Source organism: Bacillus sp. FSL R5-0434 (assembly GCF_038004745.1).
Taxonomy (GTDB): domain Bacteria; phylum Bacillota; class Bacilli; order Bacillales; family Bacillaceae; genus Bacillus; species Bacillus halotolerans.
Genome location: NZ_JBBORV010000001.1, coordinates 4126272 through 4148074, shown reverse-complemented (window position 1 = coordinate 4148074; position 21803 = coordinate 4126272). Strand labels below are relative to the sequence as shown.

The following is a 21803-nucleotide window of genomic DNA, read 5'->3' as shown; positions in this document are numbered from 1 at the left end:
TGAAAGAAAACCATCTCTATTGAAGATGGTTTTTTGTTTTATAATCGTCCTGTGAGTCTTTGCAGCGGACTAAGCCGTTCCTGCCTCCACTCTGTTCGATCTGTTAAACTCAGTCCTTCAGCAAGAACATTTGCCATATTCATGACCAAGTGAAGCCTTGTATTTTGTAAAACAAAGTATTCCATGAAACCGCTCACATTTACAATTCCATTCACATGGAGATCTCCTACCTCAGGAAGATCCTTCTGAACACCGGCACCTGGCTTTAGTGGGCCATCTCCGATCTGGAATGAACCTACGCTTTTCACACGCCCTAAGCATGCATCCACTGCCACAATAAATGGGTTTTTATGTAATTTGTGAATTTCCATCAATTTGTCCTTCATGTTTACAGCGTGCACAGGATCAGACAGAGTGCCGTAGACGTGGAATCTGGTGAGCTGCATCTGTTTGAGTTTCATTCCTACGAGCGGGCCTAATGAGTCACCAGTTGAACGGTCTGTTCCGATACAAACCACAACAATCGGTCTGCCGGCAGCTTTACGTAAGGATGAAGAAAGAATCGTTTGTATTTGTTTTGCTGCAGCTGTATCTGTATGTGAAACATATTGCTTTACTCGTTCCTGAGAAGAAAAAAGCCCGCCTTTTCGATTCATAGGTTTCACTTCCTTGTAAGGTATCGGAATTGCTAGGGATGTGTTTTTTTGGTATGTAAGGTTGTTTACATTATATCCAGCAGTTAGGTTTTTTATGCTTTGTGTCTGTTTACGGATTTTTGGATACAAAGAGGAAAAGATAGAGGTTATTTACAAGTATTGTGCCGCAGCGCTTCAGGTGAAGCAAGATATGGTCTGCTGTTTTGGTAATGGAGGAATCATTAATATGCGGAACGCCTAATGAAGATTACGATAAGATCGGAATAACTGAATGATTGAAAATGATATCTTGGTGAAGAAGCGTATAAAGGAATGGTAAAGAAAGCGGAGGATCGGATTCTATGTTTTGACTGCCTGTTTAGGCGGCCTTTTTTTATGTGTATTTTGTACTGTATTTTCACATTCAACCATTATTTTTTGTTTTCCTATGAAAATAGGCATTTTTATTATTAGCGCTCTATATAGTAACAATAACGGAAACAAGCTGAACTCTGTACTTATGAGGTGATAATGTTGTGGAGAGCCGGAATGAGGTGGATGCTGCTTATATTAGGCAGCCTGATCGGCGCCGGATATGCAAGCGGTCAGGAGATATGGCAGTTTTTTGGCGCAGAAAGCGGACTGGCTATTGTGCTGTTTACAGTGATGTTCATTTTCTCGTCTTATATTGTGATGAAAATCAGTTTTAAGGTTCAATCCACTCACTTTCTTCCGGTTCTTGAACATTTAATGGGACCGTGGCTGGCGAAAATTTATGATATTCTCATTGTCTTTTATTTATTTTCTACAACCATGGTGATGATCGCCGGAGGCGGAGTGACGCTGCAAATGTACAAGCTCCCTTTTTGGTGGGGAATTGCGCTGCTTTGCATCGTGACGGTGTGTTTGTTTTTCTGGGATGTGAAAGGGATTTTATCTGTGAATGGCATTTTAATTCCTATTTTAGTTGCCGGGCTGATGTATGCGTTATTTTCATTTCAGAGCACTCATCACCATACGTGGACGATAGATTTGAGCCGGCAGTATAACTGGCCTGCCAGCATTACGTTTACTTCTTTAAATATTCTTTCGGTTGTCGCGATTTTATCGTCTGTCGGGAAAGAAATGAAAGGGCTGGGGGAAGCTAAAATCGCCAGTGTGGCCAGCGGTCTTATTTTTGGCGTGATCTCTTTTGTATATAATGAAACGTTGGTAGAACTGGCTGGTTCCCTTTCTCAATTTGAAATTCCGCTGTTTGCCATTCTGGAGGGTGCCCCTTACCTTCTTTTTTTATGTATGACTGCGGTGCTGTGCCTTGCGATATATACGACGACGGTGGCTGGTTTATTTGGATTATCCAGCCGGCTGATGGCTTTTCTTCACATGCCGAGATGGATGATCGTATTGATTCTGTTAGTGTTGATGGTGCCTTTTACTTCTTTCGGTTTTTCCGATTTAATCGCTTTTTTATATCCTATTTATGGAATGCTGAATCTTTATCTATTAGTTTGTTTGCTGTTATACCCTATTTTAAGTAAATGGAAATAAGAGGATTCCTTTCTTTTTGGGTATGATGATTGCTCTAATGATCAGTTTTTTTGTACAATAGATTCAGCAGTTTATGAAGAGAGGTGAAGGGTCTTGGCGGATAAAGACTTTGGCCTGAATGATATTGTAGAAATGAAGAAACCGCACCCATGCGGAGCAAACAGATGGAAAATTATACGTATGGGAATGGATATTCGGATTAAATGTGAGGGTTGCTCTCACAGCGTGATGATTCCGAGAAAAGAATTTGAAAGAAAAGTAAAAAAAGTACTGGTCAAGCATGAGGAGCCTACTTCATAAAAAGGCTGACACTCATGCTTTTTCATATAGAAGGTAAGGAGAAGACGGTGATGAGCAAAGTGCATCAGTCAGCATGCCCTCTGAATTGCTGGGACAGCTGCGGTTTTGTGGTGACTGTTGATGACGGAAAGGTAACAAAAGTGGACGGAGATCCAAACCATCCGATTACGGAAGGCAAAATCTGCGGCCGCGGCAGAATGCTAGAGACGAAAACAAATTCGCCTGATCGGCTTCGTTATCCGATGAAAAAACAAAATGGCGAGTTTGTGCGGATTTCCTGGGAGCAGGCTCTTGATGAAATTGCCGATAAACTTCGGGACATTCAGGAGACGTCAGAAACAACAGCAGTTTTGCACAGCCATGATTATGCCAATAACGGTTTGTTAAAAGCGCTAGATCAGCGTTTTTTTAATGCGTATGGCGGTGTGACTGAGATTGTCGGAAGCATTTGCTGGGGCTCGGGTATAGAGGCGCAAAGCTGGGATTTCGGCCGGTCGTATGGGCACGGGCCGCTTGATATTTACAACAGCAAACACGTCGTTGTGTGGGGCAGAAATGTATCAAGGACAAATATGCACCTTTATCACCATTTGCAGCAGGTAAAGAAAAAGGGCGCAACACTGACGGTGATTGATCCGATTTTTAATCCGACTGCAAAACTGGCTGACCGTTATATTTCTGTAAAGCCGGGAATGGATGGCTGGCTTGCCGCGGCTGTTTTGAAGGTTCTGATCGAGACGGGAAGAACGGATGAGGATTTTATTTCTCAGCATTCTGTCGGGTTTGATGATGTAAAAGAGCTTTTGAGCACGGTTTCTTTCGAGGAGTTTACTGCGAAAACAGAAACTACGATGGAAGAGCTGGAGTTTCTTGCAGGTCTGTATGCGGATGGTCCGGTGTCTACTTTTATGGGACTTGGTATGCAGCGGTATAAAAATGGCGGCGGGACGATTCGCTGGATTGATGCGCTTGTTGCGGCAAGCGGAAACGTTGGGATTAAAGGCGGCGGCGCAAATTTTGGCAATGTCCAGATTGGTGAAAGTTTTGCAAAAACGAAGCTGACGCTGCCGGAATTAAAAACGACATCACGTTCTTTTTCAATGATGACACAGGCTGAAGAGGTTTTAACCGCTGATGATCCTGCGATCGAGATGATTATCGTGACATGCGGGAACCCGCTGACTCAGGTGCCAAACACAAATAAAGTAAGACAGGCGTTTGAAAAGGTTCCGGTGACAGTAGCGATTGATTCCATCATGACCGATACGGCAACGCTGTGCGACTATGTTTTGCCGACTGCCACTGTTTTTGAAGAAGAGGATATTTACTATTCCAGTATGTACCATCATTATGTTCAGTATGGGAAGAAGCTGGTGGAACCGCAGGGCGAAGCGAAGCCGGACAGATGGATATGGTCAGAGCTTGCAAAGCGCCTTGGATTTGGAGAGCTTTTTGAACACAGTACTGAAGAACTTTTGGAGATGGGGCTTTCTTCATTGGAGGCAGACGGTGTAACACTTGAGCGCCTGAAAGATAAAGGCCACCTCCCGCTTCCGGTTAAACAAGTGCCGTGGGATGACTTTACGTTTCTGACGCCAAGCGGAAAATTTGAGTTTACCTCTTCTTTAGCTGAAGAAAAAGGATTTAGCGGTGCACTTCAATTGGAAGTGCCTGAGGAGTCTGTTTACCATAACGAAGAACTTGCCGAAAAATACCCTTACACGCTTTTGTCCATTCATCCGCAGCGCTCTAATCATTCACAGCATGTTCCGTTCATCGAGAAGCTTCAGCACATACAGGTCGATATTTCTTCAGATATAGCGGCTGAGCGGGATCTTCAGGATGGAGACGAGGTTGTCATTTTCAATGATCGGGGCCGTTTGAATGGTAAAGTTAAAGTGATGAAACAGGCTCATCCGAAGACGATAAATGTAGATGAAGGCATGTGGGCGGCTTTTGGCGGCTCCGTCAATACGCTGACAAATGATACAAATTCTGATAATCGAATGGGAAGTACGCTTTTTGACTGTTTAGTGGGCTTGAAAAAAGCATAATGAGAGGGTTCAGCAGGCTGAAAATGCTTTTTTGTCAGCTTGTCTTTTCCAGTGAACCTCCTTATAATTGCTCTAGGTTCAAAATACGTTAATGCAATGACGGTTTTATATAGAGGAGATGAAAGAATGGCTTTAACAGCTGGAATTGTCGGTTTGCCGAACGTCGGGAAATCAACATTATTTAACGCAATTACACAGGCCGGTGCCGAATCAGCCAACTACCCGTTCTGTACAATTGATCCGAACGTGGGAATTGTAGAAGTACCGGACGATCGTCTGCGAAAGCTGACTGAGCTGGTCAAACCGAAGAAGACTGTGCCGACTGCTTTTGAATTCACTGATATTGCAGGAATCGTAAAAGGTGCGTCAAAAGGAGAAGGTCTCGGTAACAAATTCCTTTCTCATATTCGCCAAGTTGACGCGATCTGCCACGTTGTCCGTGCTTTTTCTGATGATAATATTACACACGTTTCCGGTAAAGTTGATCCGATTGATGATATCGAAACGATCAATCTTGAGCTGATTCTCGCTGATATGGAAACAGTTGAAAAGCGGATTACACGTGTCAGCAAGCTTGCAAAGCAAAAAGATAAAGAGGCTGTGTTTGAGTTTGACATTTTGTCTAAACTGAAAGAAGCGTTTGAGAATGAAAAGCCTGCTCGTTCTGTTGAGTTTACTGAAGAGCAGCAAAAGCTTGTAAAGCAGCTTCATTTGCTGACGTCAAAGCCTATTTTGTATGTTGCAAACGTAAGTGAAGAGGAAGTGGCTGATCCGTCTGGCAATGAATATGTAGCGAAGATTCGTGAATACGCTGCCGGCGAAAACGCAGAAGTCATTGTCGTTTGTGCGAAGATTGAATCCGAAATCGCTGAGCTTGAAGGCGATGAAAAGCAAATGTTCCTTGAAGAGCTGGGAATTGAAGAGTCAGGTCTTGATCAGCTGATTAAAGCATCTTACTCGCTGCTTGGGCTGGCAACATATTTCACAGCCGGTGAGCAGGAAGTCAGAGCTTGGACATTCAAAAAAGGCATGAAGGCCCCTGAATGCGCTGGAATTATTCATAGTGACTTTGAGCGCGGCTTCATTCGCGCTGAAACGGTTGCTTATGATGATCTTCTTGCGGGCGGCGGCATGGCAGGAGCGAAGGAAGCCGGAAAAGTCCGTCTTGAAGGAAAAGATTACGTGGTAAAAGACGGAGATGTTATTCATTTCCGATTTAATGTATAGGATGCAGTTGTAAAGGGACAAGAGCTTTGGTATAATATAAAATTGTGAGTAATAGAATTATTGCTCCTTGCCCATTACGGGCCGCTTAGTCCAAAAGGAGGTGCAAACAGATGAGAAAGTACGAAGTTATGTACATTATCCGCCCAAACATTGACGATGAGTCTAAAAAAGCAGTTATCGAGCGTTTCAGCAACGTTCTGACTTCTAACGGTGCGGAGATCACTGGAACAAAGGATTGGGGTAAACGTCGTCTAGCTTACGAAATCAACGATTTCCGCGACGGTTTCTACCAAATCGTAAACGTTCAAGCTGATGCTGCGGCAGTTCAAGAATTTGACCGTCTAGCTAAGATCAGTGACGATATCATTCGCCACATTGTTGTTAAAGAAGAAGAATAAGCAATTTTGAAATATATAATGGTAAAAGGTGGTCTTTCTTATGCTTAACCGAGTTGTATTAGTCGGAAGACTGACAAAAGACCCAGAGCTTCGTTATACGCCAAACGGTGCGGCTGTTGCCACGTTTACTCTTGCTGTGAATCGTACATTTACGAACCAGTCTGGAGAACGTGAGGCCGATTTCATTAATTGTGTCACTTGGAGAAGACAAGCCGAAAACGTTGCAAACTTCCTGAAAAAAGGAAGCCTTGCAGGCGTAGATGGCCGTTTACAAACAAGAAACTATGAAAACCAGCAAGGGCAGCGTGTCTTCGTGACCGAGGTCCAAGCTGAAAGTGTTCAATTTCTTGAGCCGAAAAGCGGCGGCGGTTCTGGTTCAGGTGGATACAACGAAGGAAACAGCGGCGGAGGCCAGTACTTTGGCGGAGGCCAAAATGATAATCCATTCGGGGGAAATCAAAACAACCAGAGACGCAATCAGGGGAACAGCTTTAATGATGACCCATTTGCCAACGACGGCAAGCCGATTGACATCTCGGATGATGATCTTCCATTCTAATGAGAATATCGCTAAATTGACAAAGAAAGGAGGGAAATGACAATGGCAGGAGGACGCAGAGGCGGTCGTGCGAAGCGCCGTAAAGTGTGTTATTTCACTTCTAACGGTATCACGCACATCGACTACAAAGATGTAGATCTTCTTAGAAAGTTTGTTTCTGAGCGCGGTAAAATTTTACCACGTCGTGTAACTGGAACAAACGCTAAATACCAACGTAAATTGACTGCAGCGATCAAACGCGCTCGTCAAATGGCTTTACTTCCATACGTAACTGGTGAGTAAGCTGATACGTAAAGAGCAAGGACCTTCGGGTTCTTGCTCTTTTTTATAGGGGGGATGAAACAAATATGAAGCTGATTTCTTGGAATGTAAACGGCCTGCGGGCTGTCATGAGAAAGATGGATTTCTTTTCTTATCTGAAGGAAGAGGATGCAGATATCATATGTCTTCAGGAAACAAAGATACAGGATGGCCAGGTTGATGTTCAGCCTGAAGGCTATCATGTATATTGGAACTATGCAGAGAAAAAAGGATATTCAGGTACGGCTGTTTTTTCAAAACAAAAACCGCTGAACGTCATGTGCGGAATCGGAATAGAAGAGCATGATCAAGAGGGCAGAGTGATTACGCTGGAATTTGAAAACGTGTATGTGATGACCGTTTACACGCCTAATGCAAAAAGAGGGCTGGAACGCATTGATTACCGTTTGCAGTGGGAAGAGGCTTTATTAGCGTTTATTCTCGAATTGGATAAGAAAAAACCGGTTATCCTGTGCGGTGATTTAAATGTGGCTCATCAGGAAATTGATTTGAAGAATCCAAAAGCAAATCGGAATAACGCGGGTTTTTCTGATCAAGAAAGAGGAGCATTCACTCGTTTCTTGGAAGCCGGCTTTATCGACTCATTCCGTTATTTATACCCTGATCTGGAAGGCGCTTATTCCTGGTGGTCGTATCGTGCGGGTGCCCGGGACAGAAATATCGGCTGGCGTCTGGATTACTTTATTGTTTCTGAGAGTCTTAAGGGGCAGATTGATGATGCCAAGATATCAGCACACGTCTTGGGTTCCGACCATTGTCCTGTTGAACTTACGATTAATATATGATGTGATAGCAGTAAGGATTGATCCTTACTGTTTTTTTATGATGAAAAAGGAGAAAGAGATGGCAAACATAAAAGAGATTGCAAGGCTGGCGAATGTATCTGTTTCGACTGTGTCACGCGTACTGAATCATCATCCGTATGTGTCTGAAGAAAAAAGGAAGCTGGTGCGTCAAGTCATGGAGGAATTAGACTACACACCGAATCGAACTGCGATCGACCTCATTCGCGGCAAGACTCAAACGATCGGTGTAATCCTTCCTTACAGCGATCACCCTTGCTTTGATAAAATCGTAAACGGCATCACAAAGGCGGCATTTAGACATGAATATGCAACAACCCTCCTCCCTACCAACTATAACCCCGACATTGAAATCAAATATTTAGAGCTGTTAAGAATGAAAAAAATAGATGGCCTCATTATTACATCACGAGCCAATCACTGGGACAGTATAATAGCCTATCAAGAATATGGACCGATTATCGCTTGTGAAGATACTGGAGACATTGATATTCCTTGTGCTTACAATGACAGAAAAGCAGCCTACATAGAAAGCTTTCGATATCTAAAGAATCGCGGACATGAGAATATCGCTTTTACTTGCGTGAGAAGCGCCGACAAGAGCCCGAGTACGGCGGATAAAGCAGCGGCTTATCAGGCCGTCTATGGCAGCCTGGAGGACCGCCATATGCTGACCGGCTGTAATCATATGGACGACGGAGAGCAGGCGGGTGCGTATTTCTATACAAGCGGCCGGGCTCCAACAGCTATTTATGCAAACAGTGATGAAGTGGCAGCGGGAATTTATGTATTTGCCAAAAAGAAAGACTGGGATGTTGAGATCATTGGAGAAGGACATTCCTCTATCAGCCGTGTCCTCTGTTTCCCATCGCTTGACCTGAATCTTGAGCAGCTGGGCACCGCAGCATTTTCGTTATTTTTGCAGGAACATCCCATAGATATAAAAATTCAGCATCAATTCATGAAAAAAAGCTTGAACTGAAATGCATTTCATCCCTTATAACTTCATTGAAAGACAAAGGAGGAGGAAGACATGCATATTGAGCACACGGCCATCTGGGTCAGAGATTTAGAGCGAATGAAGGCTTTTTATGAAACGTATTTTCATGGCAAAGCCAATTCTCTTTATCATAATGAGAAGAAAGATTTTAAGTCGTATTTTATGACGTTTGATTCCGGAGCTAGGCTGGAAATCATGAAAAAAGGAGATGTGACTGATCATCCTTCACAAACGATGACAGGCTGGGCGCATATCGCTTTTTCGACTGGAAGCAAAGAGAATGTTGATGAACTGACAGAAAGGTTAAAGCAGGACGGATTCGCTGTAGTAAGCGGTCCAAGGACGACAGGGGACGGCTACTATGAAAGTGTAATTGAAGATGAGGAAGGAAATCTAATAGAGATTACATTTTAACATCTTGGAGTGAATTGAATGCTGACAGAAAAAGAAAAAATGGCAGCCGGAGAATTATACAACTCGGAAGACCGTGAATTATCACTAGAGCGTAAACATGCGAGAAATCTGATTAAACAATATAACGAATCACCAGAAGATGAGTCAGTGCGAACGGAGCTTTTGAAAAATCTGCTTGGTTCGATCGGTGATCAAGTCACCATTTTGCCGACATTCCGCTGTGATTACGGCTATCACATTCATATGGGGGATCGTACATTTGTTAATTTTGACTGTGTCATTCTTGATGTTTGTGAAGTTCGTATAGGATGTGATTGTTTGATAGCTCCAGGGGTGCATATCTACACGGCTGGTCACCCTCTCGACCCGCTTGTTAGGAAGTCGGGGAAGGAGTTCGGTAAGCCTGTTACAATAGGAGATAATGTTTGGATTGGCGGGCGGGCAGTGATAAACCCGGGAGTGACGATCGGCGATAATGCGGTGATTGCTTCGGGTTCCGTAGTGACAAAGGATGTGCCTGCGAATACGGTTGTAGGGGGAAACCCTGCGAGAAAGCTGAAGGAATTGAATTGAAATCAGTGCGGTTAACGCCGCACTGACTTTTTATATCTGCTTGGCATTCGTATTGGGGCCGAAGCAGATTAACAAAATGGAGCATGCGAGCCAGCAGCCGCCTATAAAGAAAAAGACGCTGACATAGCCGAGCTGAACGGCGATAAAACCGACGAGCAATGATCCGAAGATGTTCGAAAAGCGCCCGAGCCCATAGGCTAAACCGCTGCCTGACGAGCGATACTCTGTTGGAAAAGGCTCAGATGTATACGCATATAAGTTTGATGTGAAAACCCGTTCCGTAATATTGACGATGAAACCAAACACGATAATCATGATGGGAATGAAGGTCATGCCATATAAAAGACCTGCGATGGCAGTCAGAAACGCACTGGCGGCCAATATCCATTTTCTCTGAAATTTTTCAGAAATCATTGAACCCAGCAATGCGCCCAGCGGAGCGCCGACCGAGTGCAATACGTTATACCATAATGTATTTTCCATCGTGACCCCGTTGCTTTTTAGCAGGCTGGGGACCCAAGAGGCAAAGCCATAGAATCCAAAGGTTTCAAAAATCCATACCGCGGATAGCACAATGGTTATTTTAAGGTTTCTCCCCTTTAATAATCCCGCGTAACCCGCATGTTGGACTTGTCCGCTTGAGGTTTGCGGCGCCGGAGCAGGAAGAGGGCCTTTTTCTTTTTCAACGCTTGCTTCAATCCTTTTCAGGATGGCATCGGCTTTTTCATATTCACCGCGATTTTCATGCCAGCGGGGTGATTCCTCCAGCCGCCGAATAAAGAAAAAATAAATAAGACCAACAGCGCCCCATACAAAGACAAGTCTCCATCCCCAAGAGCCGAGCGGAATGACAAAGGCTGATACGATATTGGTGATCGGAACGCCGATCAATCCGATCATGGCACAGAAAGAAATATATTTTCCGCGAACACTTGAAGGGAAAAATTCTGCTAAATAGCTATTGGTGATGACCATGGCAGCTGCGACGCCAAATCCAGTGAGGAAACGAAACGACATTAAGGATGGGATGTCCCATGCAGCGGCATTACATAACGATGCGATTGAAAAAACGAAGACAAATAGATTCAAGGCTTTTTTTCGGCCGATTCGATCTGAAAGCCGTCCCCCAAGTGATGCTCCCAAAAACATGCCTAAAAACGAAGCAGCCGTTACATTGGCAATGGTTGAAAGCTGGATGCCCCAATGCTCGATCAGTGCCGGCGCTACATTGCTGAGGGTAAATAAATCCGCAAGATCAAAGAAGTAAACAATGCCGAGAGCGGTTAATACTTGGAAGTGGACACGTGAAATCGGGAGGCGGTCTAAACGGTTTGCCGCGTTTGAAAAAGGATGTGTATGTTTCTGTTTGACGCCCGTATTCATAAAAAACCCCCTTTTTTAATAGCGGGAGAAAGACTGAACATTCCCCTCTTGGCATTATTATAAGTATCTTGATTCATTGGGGACAGAGTTCAAATCACTAGATGGAAGAACTAAATTCACACTTTTCGCCTTAATTTTGCTTAAAAGATTTCCAAAACAGTAGATTAGTAGACCAAATTATGCAAATATATAGTAATATTCTCATTGAAAGGAAGAGTCATAGAAGGAATGAATTCATTTATCCGTCCTCTAGAAGGAAACAATACATTGTGGAGATATTTTTTCTCCTTTTTGGTGATGGTTGGCTTATTCTTTTTTGGAAGCATTGTTTATGTCTTTATGATGTTATTGACTGCACTTTTAAGTCCACATATCGCGTTTGATGTGGATACAGGTATGTTAACCGATTCTTTGGCTGATCTGTTTTTAGCTCATATCGTTTATGTATTTGCGATTCCTGGGGTTTGGCTGGCTGTTCGATTTATCCTGAAACGCCCGTTTCGGTCAGTCATTACACCGCATGCAAAAATCAGCTGGCGCAGCATTTTCTTTGGCTTTCTCGCTTATTTTTTGCTGATGGCTGTGGTCCAGGGGATTGATTATGCGATTCATCCGGCGAAATACACTTTTCAGGATTTTGACGCCTCTCGTTTTCTGTGGCTGCTTGTGGCATCTCTGTTATTGGTGCCGCTCCAGACTTCTGCGGAAGAACTGTTTTTCAGGGGATTTTTATTGCAGGCTTTTGGAAAAGTAATAAAGAACCCTTTTGTATTGACGCTGATTGTCGGCGGTCTATTTGGGGCTGTACACTTTGGCAATCCTGAAATGAGTAATGGCGCTTTTTGGGCAGGCATTGAGTATGTAACAATTGGGATTCTTTTAACGTATTATACGGTCAAAACAGGCAGCCTTGAAATTTCACTTGGTGTGCATGCCGCGAATAATATGTTTTTATGTCTTTTTATTACTGAAAAAAACAGTGTATATGGAGATATTCCTTCCTTATTTGCCATCACACGGGGAAATCCGATGTGGGAGACTTTCTTTACGGTTGTCGTTAATCTTTTCTTTGCGTTTATCGTTGTACAATACCATAAGAGATCAAAAAGAAAGCAGCAAGGCGTTTAATCCCTGCTGCTTTTTAATGTTTGTAAGGCTTCTTCGATGTCTGTTGTCGGCTGCTGGCAGGCGAAATTTTCACAAATATACACGGTTGTTTGATCGTCTATGATGCGATACTCAGCCGCGAATGGCGCAATGTCTTTGCACTGGTCGGGATGTTCTGCCACCAGGATGGAATCGTTGGGATTAAAGGCCTTTTGAAGCGCGCTTGTGATCTGTTTTCTGTCTGGATCGTTCGGGCGCCCGAAAATCACAATTTCCTTTTTAGGATTCATCTGTTTTAACACACTTTGCATAAAGAAAGAGTGGCCGCTCGGGTATGCCTCGATTTCAGGCTTGAACACGGAAAACATCGTTTCGGCTTTTTCAATCAGCGACAAATCACCTGTGACTTGCCCGAGGCGCAGAAGCTGAACGGCTGCCACGCTGTTTCCTGAAGGCACGGCGCCATCGTACACTTCTTTTTCTCTGACAATTAACGCTTCTGCGTCGTGTCCGGTAAAGTAGAACCCCCCATGCTCCTCGTCCCAAAACAAATCGATCATATCGTCTGACAGCTTCTTCGCTTTTTCTAAATATGATAGATCAAACGAGGCTTCATAGAGGTCGAGATAAGCCCATAAGAGAAAGGCATAATCGTCGATAAATCCTTTGTTTTTCACTTCGCCGTCGCGATACCGAACCATCACCCGGCCGTCGATGATTACATTGTTTTCAATAAAGGTGATAGCGTCTTCAGCCAAGGTGAGGTATTGGGGTTCCTGGAATACCCTTGCCGCTTTAGCGAGACCCGCAATCATTAGTGCGTTCCATGACGTCAGCACCTTATCATCAACATGCGGATATGTTCTTTCTTCACGCGTCTTTAACAGCTTCAGTCTTGCATCTTCAAGCTTGCGGCTGAGCTCTTCGTCGGTTAAGCCGCTATCCGCTTTGATTTGTTCCCGCTTGGTGTGAATGAGGTTGGGAATGTTTTTGCCCTCAAAGTTGCCTTTTTCTGTGATGTCATACACGTTGCAATACAGCGTGCCGAGATCCTCTCCGAGCGTCTTCAAGATCTCTTCTTTTGACCACACGTAGTACTTTCCTTCTTCGCCTTCTGTATCCGCGTCTAAAGCGGAGAAAAAGCTCCCGTCTTCATGGGTCATTTCCCGTTGAATGAATGTAATGATCTGCTCACAAATCTCTTTGTAACGGCTGTTTTGCGTGACTTGATAAGCTTCAGTATAAGCTGTCAGCAGGAGCGCATTGTCATACAGCATTTTTTCAAAGTGAGGGACGAGCCACTCATCATCGGTCGAATAGCGGGCAAACCCATAGCCGATATGGTCATAGATGCCTCCATTTGCCATGCTGTCCAGTGTTTTCGTGACGTTGTACAAAGCGTTTTCCTGCCCCGTCGTGTGATAATAACGAAGAAAATACATGAGCATATGAGGCATAGGAAATTTCGGCGCCTGTCCGAAGCCGCCGTAGATTGTATCGAAACCGTTGGCAAGCTGCTGGAATGTCCGGTGGATCGCTGATTCGCTTAACCCCTCACTTGTTTTAGCTGCTGTTTTGGTCTGTAAATGTTTAGCGGCGTTTTCTGCAATATCCTCGACATGCTCACGATCATTCGCAAACGTTTCTGAAAGATGCTCAAGCACGTCTACAAAACCCGGACGATTATATTTACTGGTCTTCGGAAAATATGTACCCGCGTAAAACGGCTTCTGATCAGGCGTGATAAACACATTCAGCGGCCAGCCGCCCTGTCCGGTCATCAGCTGGCAGATTCTCATATAAACAGAATCAACATCAGGTCGCTCTTCCCGATCTACTTTAATCGCAACAAAACGTTCGTTAAGAAGGCGGGCGATTTCCTCGTCCTCAAAGCTTTCATGAGCCATGACGTGGCACCAATGACATGTTGAATAGCCGATGCTGACCAGAACCGGCTTGTTTTCGCGTTTTGCTTTTTCGAAGGCTTCTTTTCCCCAGGGGTGCCAGTCTACGGGGTTGTGGGCATGTTGAAGTAAATAAGGAGACTTCTCAGCGATTAATCTATTGGGTTTATTGTTAGTGGGCATGGGATCACCTTCTTTCTAAATGTTTTTTTAAGTATTCTCTTTCCTCTATTTAATATACCAGAAGTTAAGGCACGTCATGATTTGTCTGTGATTCCAGAATGAAAACCAAGGGCTATAAACCCTTGATAGATCCATTATTTCACCTTTGAACTATAAAGATGGGTCTTCAATCGTAATGCTTTAACACGATTGCTGAATTATGTCCTCCAAAACCAAAAGAATTTGATAGCCCATATTTCAATGGAAGGTGTCTCGCTTCTGATACAACATCTAAGTTGCAATCTGGATCTTGATTCTCTACATTAATAGTTGGCGGAATAATTCCTTGTCTCAAACTTTCCACTAAAGCAATTGCTTCTACTCCGCCAGCAGCACCAAGCATGTGCCCAGTCATTGACTTGTTAGCAGTTGTTGGAATTTCACGTGAATGTTCACCAAATAATTTCTTAATAGCTAGAACTTCAGAACGATCACCTACTTGTGTACTTGTTGCATGAGCACTAATAACATCAATTTCACCTGTTGATATATTTGCACTTCTCAATGCTTTTTTCATGGCTAAGTAGGCACCCTTACCTTCTGGGTGTGATGCTACCATATGATGAGCATCTGAACTAGCTCCGTACCCCACTACTTCACATAATATCGGCGCATCTCTAAGAATAGCGTTTTCTAATGATTCTAATACTAAGATACCTGCGCCTTCACTCATAACAAAGCCATCTCTATCTGTATCGAACGGACGGCTGGCTCGATTTGGATCTTGGTTTCTTGTAGATAGTGCATGGGCGTTTCCAAAACTAGCCAAAGATATCTGTGTGATTGCAGCTTCTGCTCCACCGGCAAATATAATATCTGCTTCATCATTTCGGATAGCATTGAAAGCTTCACCAATAGAGGTATTCCCGATTGAACAGGCTGTGACTGGTGATAATGATGGTCCTTGTGCTCCTAATCTTATGCTTATCTGGGCCGCAGCTGCATTTGAAATCATCATTGGTACAAGGCTAGGGCTTACTCTCGCGGGACCTCGTTTATTTAATACATTCACATTATCAACAAGTGATTGTATGCCTCCGATTCCTGAACCAACATATACCCCTAAACGTTCAAGATCAACATTATCTAACTGTAATTGTGAATGTTCTAATGCTTGTTCGGCTGCTGCTAAGGCAAACTGACTAAAACGATCTAATCGTTTTGCTTCTTTTCTCCCCAATATTTCATCTGCATCGAAATCACGAACGATTCCGGCTATCTTTGTTTTATAATCAGCAGTATCAAAAGAATCAATGAGAGATATTCCCGAGTGTCCTTTAACTAGTTGATTCCAAAAGCTGTTTACATCATTTCCTAGTGGAGAAATAACTCCCATTCCAGTAATGACAACTCTTTTCATGATCATTCCCTCCTCGTTTTTATTAACTTTAGCTATTGTGTTATCCTATTACAAGTTGTTGTTTATCCTAGTATAATTAATACTATTTTAAAGGGAGATCTTAATGAAACCTGAAACAAGACTTCAAGCTTTATCAGAATTTCTAAAGAACCAACGTTCGAAAATTACTCCCCAAATGGTTGGTTTACCTGTAGGAACCCGCAGAAGAACACCAGGACTAAGAAGAGAAGAAGTGGCTCAACTAGCCGGTGTAAGTCTTACTTGGTATACATGGTTAGAACAAGGCAGAGATATAAAAGTATCTACTTCGGTATTAGATGCTATTTCTCGAGCATTACAATTAAATAACGATGAAAGGAGATATTTGTATGCTCTAGCGTTAGAGGAAGGAGTGAAACAACCCTTTATAAATGAGAAGGAGAAGGAAATCAGTCCGGCTTTAGTAAAAATGTTGCAGGAACTTCGTTATTGCCCAACGATTATATCAGATAGAAGAAGTCAGATTGTTGGGTGGAATCAAGCAGCAGCTAATGTATTTTTGGATTTTGAACAAATCAATCCGGCAGAAAGGAATATAATACGCTTACTATTCGCAAGAAAGGAATTTAAAAGTTTAGCAGTGAATTGGGAGCATTTTGTTAGAGGATATATCGCAATATTTAGAACGTATTATGGACAGTATGTGGCTGATGACTGGTATGAGCAATTTATACAAGAAATGGAACAGGCATATCCCGAGTTTCGTAAAATTTGGAATGAAAATGAGATAAGCTCTGCTCCTGAAGTATTAATTGAGTTTCGTCATGCTAAGGTAGGTAAAATGTTGTTTAATCTTACTTCATTACAGGTGCATGGGGATACTGATTTAAGATGCAGCGTCTATACTCCAGTTGAGGATACTGAAACTGAGCTTAAGTTAAAACGTTTAATTGAAGGCTAGCTATGAGAAATTCATTTCCTAATGTGCATTAAATGACAATGTTCTTTAGAATAGCCAAGGTTAGCTATACCCAATAGATACGAGAACCGGCTTATTTTCACGTTTTGCTTTTTCGAAGGCTTCTTCTCCCCACGGGTACCAGTCTACTGGGTTGTGGGCGTGTTGAAGCAAATACGGTGATTACTCAGCGATTAATCTATTGGGTTTATTGTTATTTGGCATGGGATCACCTTCTCTCTACAGAGTCAGGAAAAATGTAGAACGTGATTGGGAATATGTGAAGAAGGGAAACAAAAGGGATTACTAAAGTACAATTTTTCACCTTTAAAAATTTAAAGTGCATTATATGGTATAATCCCTTCAATAAAAATATGCAGTGGCCAAATACAAGTCCTGAATGACATAAAGATAATGTTCTCTTAATTTGCAGAATGAAAAGCAGACGCTGCATTATAAAAAAACATACCAAATAAAGAATATTGGTATGTTTTTATTTTCTGTATATATCATTTGAAAAAACCTTATAGTTACTCATCATGTGTGCGATGACTTTAATTGTTTGCTTCCATAAAGAACCTTCAATTCCTCTTTAATTATCGTAAAACTTATTCTTTTTTTAAGATCGGTATCCAAATTTCACTTTTAAAAGAAGGGGATGTTATATCTTTATGCTCGTTCCACAGTATTTCTGGACCTTCTATTTGTTCATAATTTGACGATGGAAACCATTCAGAATAAATGCGTCCCCATACTTCTTGCAGTGTATCCGGAAATGGCCCGATTGCTTCGAATACAGCCCATGTTGAGGCAGGAACTTCAAGCTGTGAGAGGTTATTTGGACACTGTTTCGTTGTGGCTGCGCCAATATAGTGATCAAGCTCTCCTTTCTCCTCGGTCCGGCCTTCAGAAAAGTTCGTGGAAGCACTAATGAGTCCCAAAGGCGCTACATTAGAAAGCTTTTTAAGTGTATTTATTGCTTCTTCATCTAAACTTTCCCACATGGATGCAATTTCCGGATTAACCCCTTTGAAAATAAGAGGAACTCTTTTTTTAATGCCAACGATGCGAAATGCTTCTTTTTCTTCAATGCGATAGTTCATTTCACTTCCTCCTTTGATTGATAACTGGAAGGTCATACGTGGATAAGCTTTAAGTGAATGGCCATTAAGTCTGGCTTTTGATGGTTTTATGCCATGCAAATTTTGGAATGCCCGTGCAAAAGAATCTGGTGAGTTATATCCGTACTTTATTGCAATGTCAATCACTTTTACATTGCTTTCTTTAAGTTCAAAAGCTGCAAGAGTAAGACGTCTGCGACGAATATATTCGGATAATGAAATACCAGAAAGGAAGGAAAACATCCTTTTAAAATGATATTCAGAGCAGAATGCAAGCTTTGCTACTTCTTTAAAATCAATATCATTAGTGAGGTTTTCTTCAATATACTTTAATGCTTTATTCATACTTTTAAGCAAATCCATTTATTTGACCTCCTTTAACAAAAGAATAACAGGGGTGAAATGTTTCTACCCGACATTCCGTGCACAGTTTTGCAGGTTAATTGTAGATTAAGGATTTAAAATGGTAATCCAAATACATGAATAATTAACATTACAATAGGCGGAATCAACAGTGATGGCAGGAGGTTCAACGTTTTAAATTTTTTAATTCCCAGTATACTTAACCCCGAACTAAGGATTAATACACCGCCGACAATTGTGATTTCATTAATAAGGTCTGTATTTAATGCACTTTCCATTAATTTTGCAAATAAATATATTGAGCCTTGCCAGGTAAATAATACAACCGCAGATGCTGCTATTCCAAAACCAAATGTGGAAGCGAGAACAATGGAAGTGATCCCATCTAATATACCGTTTGTTAGGAGATAAGTATAATCTTCGTGCAGAGCAGCGTTAACAGGGCCTAATATTGACAACGAGCCTATACAATATAATAAGATTGCAGTTGATAAGCCTTCGGCTAAATTGCTTTTGGAGAACTTGTTGACTAAATTGTTAAATCTTAATTCTAAATTTATGCTCTGACCAATCAATCCCCCAATAGCTAAACTGACAATAAAAAGAATTGGGTATTTACTAGAAGGCAAATGCTGTGTAAAGGCGTTGATCCCTAGTCCAACTGCGGCGAATCCCATTGCCTGCATAAGTATCTCTTGGTACTCATCTTTCATTCCTTTTTTGAATATACCTCCAATTAAGCTTCCTGCAATGATCATAACTGTGTTAAAAATTGTTCCAAACATAGGCTATCTCCTCCAATAATAGTTCCTTTCAAAAAAATAAACCCTCAAGTTACTTGAGGGTCAAGTGTATGTAACAGCCATTAATTAAATTTATTTGATTGGCAAAAGTATTTCAGTCACATAATTGTCTGGATTATTAGTTACCCCATAATCAATCAGCGTTATTTCGATTGAGTCGCCAGCCAATTCATAATGATGCTTTTTCATATATGTAAGTAACATTTCGTAGTATTTTGCTGCTTCTGAATGTGACCCTTTAAATCTAATTTGCAGATATTCTCTTGAGGGGAAAGTGATTTCAGGTGAATGTATTTCATCTTCATCTTCCAGAACCATAAATATACTGGAATATCGGTCAAACTGATTTGATTTTATATTTGTTGCTGAAATGGATAATCCTACTTTCCCTAAAAATAGATCTTTGTGGACTTTAAACTTAGTTCTCAATTCTGTTACCGGATACTCAATATCTTGACCAAGAATATATTCATGTTGTAAATACGCCACACGCAGTTCAGGAAGTTTAATTTTTGAAATTTCTTCTAGCGGCATATTAACTGCGTCTTCCATTTGTTTAATGCGGCGAGAGATCTTTCTCTCAATGCGTGCCAATTCCCTCTTTTTTCGGTCGATTTCAGTTTGCTGGTCTTTCAGCAAGTGAATCAGAGTATCTACCTCAAGAGAATCATAAAAATCAAGTAGTTTATTTATTGGCAAACCTAATGTCCTCAGGTACTTGATTGTACTCAATCTTTCAAATTGTTGTGTAGAATAATATCTGTAGTTATTATGTTCGTCTGTAAATTCTGGTTTTAAGAGACCAATTTCATCATAATACCTAAGAGTAGGTACGTTTACATTGAATAACTTAGATACTTCTCCAATAGAGAAAAATTCCTTCATCCTAACAACCTCTCTGTTATTAAAGCTGTCTGTTTATGTACATCCACATTATATATGATGCAGTAACCCTAAAGGTAAAGTTTTCCCTATATAGACGGCCATAATCAAGATTGAGTTGATAAATATTATATCTATTCTTTATTTGATTTGAGTAGAAATAAGAAGGAGTGATATTCGTTAAAATTCAGGTAATAGCACACCTAGACAATTTTAAAGTTTTTGCCCTTGGCCTTAAAAAATATATAAAACACAGGATGAATTCTAAATTCTTTACCGATCGTTCTTAAATTTGATATACTTAACACATGTTAGGTCTAACTGTTTTCTTCTCAAATGAGAATGATCGTTCTTTAATTATTTAAGAATAGGGAGAGATGAATGATATAAAGTTATTTTGCCCTAGTGCATCAATGATTCTCAGTACTTTATCAGTGTTAATAGATGATACGTTATAAGGTGGGATTACATGGCTAGAAATAAAGAATTTGATGAAAAATTAGCATTAATAAAAGCGATGGAGCTTTTCTGGGAACAGGGTTATGAAAAAACATCCATGCAAGATTTGGTGGACCATATGGGGGTTCACCGCAGAAGTATCTATGATACTTTTGGTGACAAACATACTTTATTTATGAGAGCTTTAAGTCACTTTGTAGAAGTAATGGAAATGAGAATGAAGAATGAGGTGAAAGCTGATTTAACGGTTAAGCAGACTATAAGAAAAATATTTGAAATGGTTATTGATCCAGAAGAAAATCTGCCAAAAGGATGTTTAGCTGTTAATACAGCAGTTGAATTATCCCTGCTAGATGAAGAAGTAGCTAAGAAAATTAAAGAGATTTTTATAAATACGGAAGCCTTATTATTTGATCTGCTAAAACATGGTCAAGAAAAAGGAGAAATTCCTAAACACTATAACATCAAAGGGCTTTCTCAATTCATTCATAATTCACTCGTAGGGGTACGAGTATTAGCAAAAACGACAAATGATAAGGATAAATTTGAAGCCATTATCGATTTGACTTTGTCAACGCTAGACTGAGATATATTTTGTGATATGGAGAATTAATAAAAAAATATGTTTTTGAGGAGAGAATCATATGAAGTACACAGTTATTACAGGAGCAAGCTCAGGCATAGGATATGAGACAGCATTAGCGTTTGCTGCTCGCGGCAAAAACTTAATTATTGTAGCTAGAAGATTAGATAAATTAGAAGAGCTTAAATCAACAATTCACAATATTAATCCTGATTTGGATGTTATTATTCGTACAAGTGACTTATCTGTCACAGATCAGGCATATACACTGTATGACAATTTAAAGGAATATCAAATTGAGACTTGGATTAATAATGCCGGGCTTGGTGAATCCTCTTCTGTCACAGATCAGAATTTAGAGAAAGTGGAAACCATGTTGCGTGTCAACGTAGAATCCTTAACGATTCTTTCTACACTATTTGTACGTGATTATTCTGATGTAGAAGGAACTCAGTTAATTAACGTATCATCAGCACTCGGGTATGCAATTGCTGTTGGCAGTATTACGTATTCTGCATCTAAATACTTTGTTAGTGCATTTACAGAAGGGCTTGCAAAAGAACTGGAACGCAAAGGTGCGAAAATGAAGGTGAAAGTTTTAGCACCAGCAATCACGGAAACAGAATTCATGAAAAATGCATCTGATACGAAAGAATTTGATTACAAAGCAAATATCCCGATGTACCACACAGTTGAGCAAGTGGCGAGTTTTATGATGGAGCTTTATGATCGTAATCAAGCAGTAGGTATTGTAGACGAAAACTATGAATTTAAATTAAGAGATCAAATCTATCCGATTCTAGAGATGTAATATTTAACCTATATAACGATACTCTATATCACTGCC

22 protein-coding genes and 2 pseudogenes are annotated in these 21803 nt (G+C 41.2%); 16 read left to right on the top strand and 8 right to left on the bottom strand.

The genetic code is table 11. The annotated features are described in order from the left end of the window. Window positions 1–38: 38 nt before the first annotated feature. Window positions 39–656 carry a spore protease YyaC gene (gene yyaC, locus NYE43_RS21560; RefSeq protein ID WP_044160286.1) on the bottom strand — a complete coding sequence of 206 codons (618 nt, stop codon included), beginning with the start codon at window positions 654–656 and terminating at the stop codon, window positions 39–41. Window positions 657–1166: 510 nt separating this feature from the next. Here yyaC and NYE43_RS21555 point away from each other — a divergent pair. The 11 genes from NYE43_RS21555 to NYE43_RS21505 all read left to right on the top strand — a co-directional run bounded on the left by NYE43_RS21555 (window position 1167) and on the right by NYE43_RS21505 (window position 9832). Next, window positions 1167–2183: a YkvI family membrane protein gene (locus tag NYE43_RS21555; RefSeq protein ID WP_049809975.1), complete on the top strand. Its 1017-nt coding sequence runs from the start codon at window positions 1167–1169 to the stop codon at window positions 2181–2183. 93 nt (window positions 2184–2276) lie between these two features. After that, the gene (locus NYE43_RS21550) at window positions 2277–2483 is read left to right on the top strand and encodes a DUF951 domain-containing protein (protein WP_024123568.1); all 207 of its coding nucleotides are present in this window, start codon (window positions 2277–2279) and stop codon (window positions 2481–2483) included. Window positions 2484–2533: 50 nt separating this feature from the next. Further along, complete coding sequence (locus NYE43_RS21545) at window positions 2534–4537, top strand: molybdopterin-dependent oxidoreductase (RefSeq protein ID WP_341062698.1); 2004 nt, start codon at window positions 2534–2536, stop codon at window positions 4535–4537. 126 nt (window positions 4538–4663) lie between these two features. Then, window positions 4664–5764, top strand: a complete 1101-nt coding sequence (gene ychF / locus NYE43_RS21540) for a redox-regulated ATPase YchF (RefSeq protein ID WP_024123566.1) — start codon at window positions 4664–4666, stop codon at window positions 5762–5764. Between the two features lie 110 nt (window positions 5765–5874). Beyond that, window positions 5875–6162, top strand: a complete 288-nt coding sequence (gene rpsF, locus NYE43_RS21535; RefSeq protein WP_010332658.1) for a 30S ribosomal protein S6 — start codon at window positions 5875–5877, stop codon at window positions 6160–6162. Between the two features lie 40 nt (window positions 6163–6202). Next, window positions 6203–6721 (top strand): single-stranded DNA-binding protein SsbA, encoded by a 519-nt coding sequence (gene ssbA / locus NYE43_RS21530; protein ID WP_010332657.1) that lies wholly within the window; start codon window positions 6203–6205, stop codon window positions 6719–6721. Window positions 6722–6763: 42 nt separating this feature from the next. Further along, window positions 6764–7003, top strand: coding sequence for a 30S ribosomal protein S18 (gene rpsR, locus NYE43_RS21525; protein ID WP_010332656.1), 240 nt, complete (start codon window positions 6764–6766; stop codon window positions 7001–7003). 65 nt (window positions 7004–7068) lie between these two features. Further along, a complete protein-coding gene (gene xth, locus NYE43_RS21520; RefSeq protein WP_326230131.1) occupies window positions 7069–7827 on the top strand; it encodes an exodeoxyribonuclease III in 759 nt (252 codons plus the stop codon). A 58-nt stretch (window positions 7828–7885) separates the two neighbouring features. Then, window positions 7886–8827, top strand: coding sequence for a LacI family DNA-binding transcriptional regulator (locus NYE43_RS21515; RefSeq protein WP_213418210.1), 942 nt, complete (start codon window positions 7886–7888; stop codon window positions 8825–8827). 51 nt (window positions 8828–8878) lie between these two features. Further along, a complete protein-coding gene (locus tag NYE43_RS21510) occupies window positions 8879–9259 on the top strand; it encodes a VOC family protein (RefSeq protein WP_341062695.1) in 381 nt (126 codons plus the stop codon). A gap of 18 nt (window positions 9260–9277) precedes the next feature. Beyond that, entirely contained in the window at window positions 9278–9832 is a 555-nt protein-coding gene (locus NYE43_RS21505; protein ID WP_024123563.1) for a maltose acetyltransferase domain-containing protein, read from the top strand. A 30-nt stretch (window positions 9833–9862) separates the two neighbouring features. Here the strand turns inward: NYE43_RS21505 and NYE43_RS21500 are convergent, their stop codons facing one another. Next, window positions 9863–11215 (bottom strand): MFS transporter, encoded by a 1353-nt coding sequence (locus NYE43_RS21500; RefSeq protein WP_326323694.1) that lies wholly within the window; start codon window positions 11213–11215, stop codon window positions 9863–9865. Between the two features lie 228 nt (window positions 11216–11443). On the opposite strand from NYE43_RS21500, the gene NYE43_RS21495 reads away from it, so the two are divergent. After that, complete coding sequence (locus NYE43_RS21495) at window positions 11444–12343, top strand: CPBP family intramembrane glutamic endopeptidase (RefSeq protein WP_341062691.1); 900 nt, start codon at window positions 11444–11446, stop codon at window positions 12341–12343. On the opposite strand, the gene NYE43_RS21490 is transcribed toward NYE43_RS21495, so the two are convergent. After that, window positions 12340–14409, bottom strand: coding sequence for a thioredoxin domain-containing protein (locus tag NYE43_RS21490; RefSeq protein WP_341062690.1), 2070 nt, complete (start codon window positions 14407–14409; stop codon window positions 12340–12342). The genes NYE43_RS21495 and NYE43_RS21490 overlap by 4 nt on opposite strands. Before the next feature lie 166 nt (window positions 14410–14575). After that, complete coding sequence (gene fabF, locus NYE43_RS21485) at window positions 14576–15808, bottom strand: beta-ketoacyl-ACP synthase II (RefSeq protein WP_341062688.1); 1233 nt, start codon at window positions 15806–15808, stop codon at window positions 14576–14578. Window positions 15809–15911: 103 nt separating this feature from the next. Between fabF and NYE43_RS21480 the strand changes: the two genes are divergently transcribed. Further along, the gene (locus NYE43_RS21480) at window positions 15912–16748 is read left to right on the top strand and encodes a helix-turn-helix transcriptional regulator (RefSeq protein ID WP_010332646.1); all 837 of its coding nucleotides are present in this window, start codon (window positions 15912–15914) and stop codon (window positions 16746–16748) included. A 63-nt stretch (window positions 16749–16811) separates the two neighbouring features. On the opposite strand, the pseudogene NYE43_RS21475 reads toward NYE43_RS21480, so the two are convergent. Beyond that, window positions 16812–16919 (bottom strand): annotated as a pseudogene (locus NYE43_RS21475) (DUF255 domain-containing protein); the annotation flags it as partial. Window positions 16920–16974: 55 nt separating this feature from the next. Here NYE43_RS21475 and NYE43_RS21470 point away from each other — a divergent pair. Beyond that, a pseudogene (locus NYE43_RS21470) lies at window positions 16975–17055 on the top strand (hypothetical protein); the annotation flags it as partial. A gap of 298 nt (window positions 17056–17353) precedes the next feature. Here the strand turns inward: NYE43_RS21470 and NYE43_RS21465 are convergent. The 3 genes from NYE43_RS21465 to NYE43_RS21455 all read right to left on the bottom strand — a co-directional run bounded on the left by NYE43_RS21465 (window position 17354) and on the right by NYE43_RS21455 (window position 19917). Continuing rightward, the gene (locus NYE43_RS21465) at window positions 17354–18229 is read right to left on the bottom strand and encodes an AraC family transcriptional regulator (RefSeq protein WP_024123550.1); all 876 of its coding nucleotides are present in this window, start codon (window positions 18227–18229) and stop codon (window positions 17354–17356) included. Between the two features lie 95 nt (window positions 18230–18324). Further along, window positions 18325–19014: a DUF554 domain-containing protein gene (locus NYE43_RS21460; RefSeq protein WP_198098276.1), complete on the bottom strand. Its 690-nt coding sequence runs from the start codon at window positions 19012–19014 to the stop codon at window positions 18325–18327. A 90-nt stretch (window positions 19015–19104) separates the two neighbouring features. After that, complete coding sequence (locus NYE43_RS21455; RefSeq protein WP_024123548.1) at window positions 19105–19917, bottom strand: MerR family transcriptional regulator; 813 nt, start codon at window positions 19915–19917, stop codon at window positions 19105–19107. A gap of 466 nt (window positions 19918–20383) precedes the next feature. On the opposite strand from NYE43_RS21455, the gene NYE43_RS21450 reads away from it, so the two are divergent. Continuing rightward, a complete protein-coding gene (locus NYE43_RS21450) occupies window positions 20384–20959 on the top strand; it encodes a TetR/AcrR family transcriptional regulator (RefSeq protein ID WP_101859635.1) in 576 nt (191 codons plus the stop codon). A gap of 58 nt (window positions 20960–21017) precedes the next feature. After that, a complete protein-coding gene (locus tag NYE43_RS21445) occupies window positions 21018–21767 on the top strand; it encodes an SDR family NAD(P)-dependent oxidoreductase (RefSeq protein WP_341062682.1) in 750 nt (249 codons plus the stop codon). Window positions 21768–21803 lie beyond the last annotated feature (36 nt).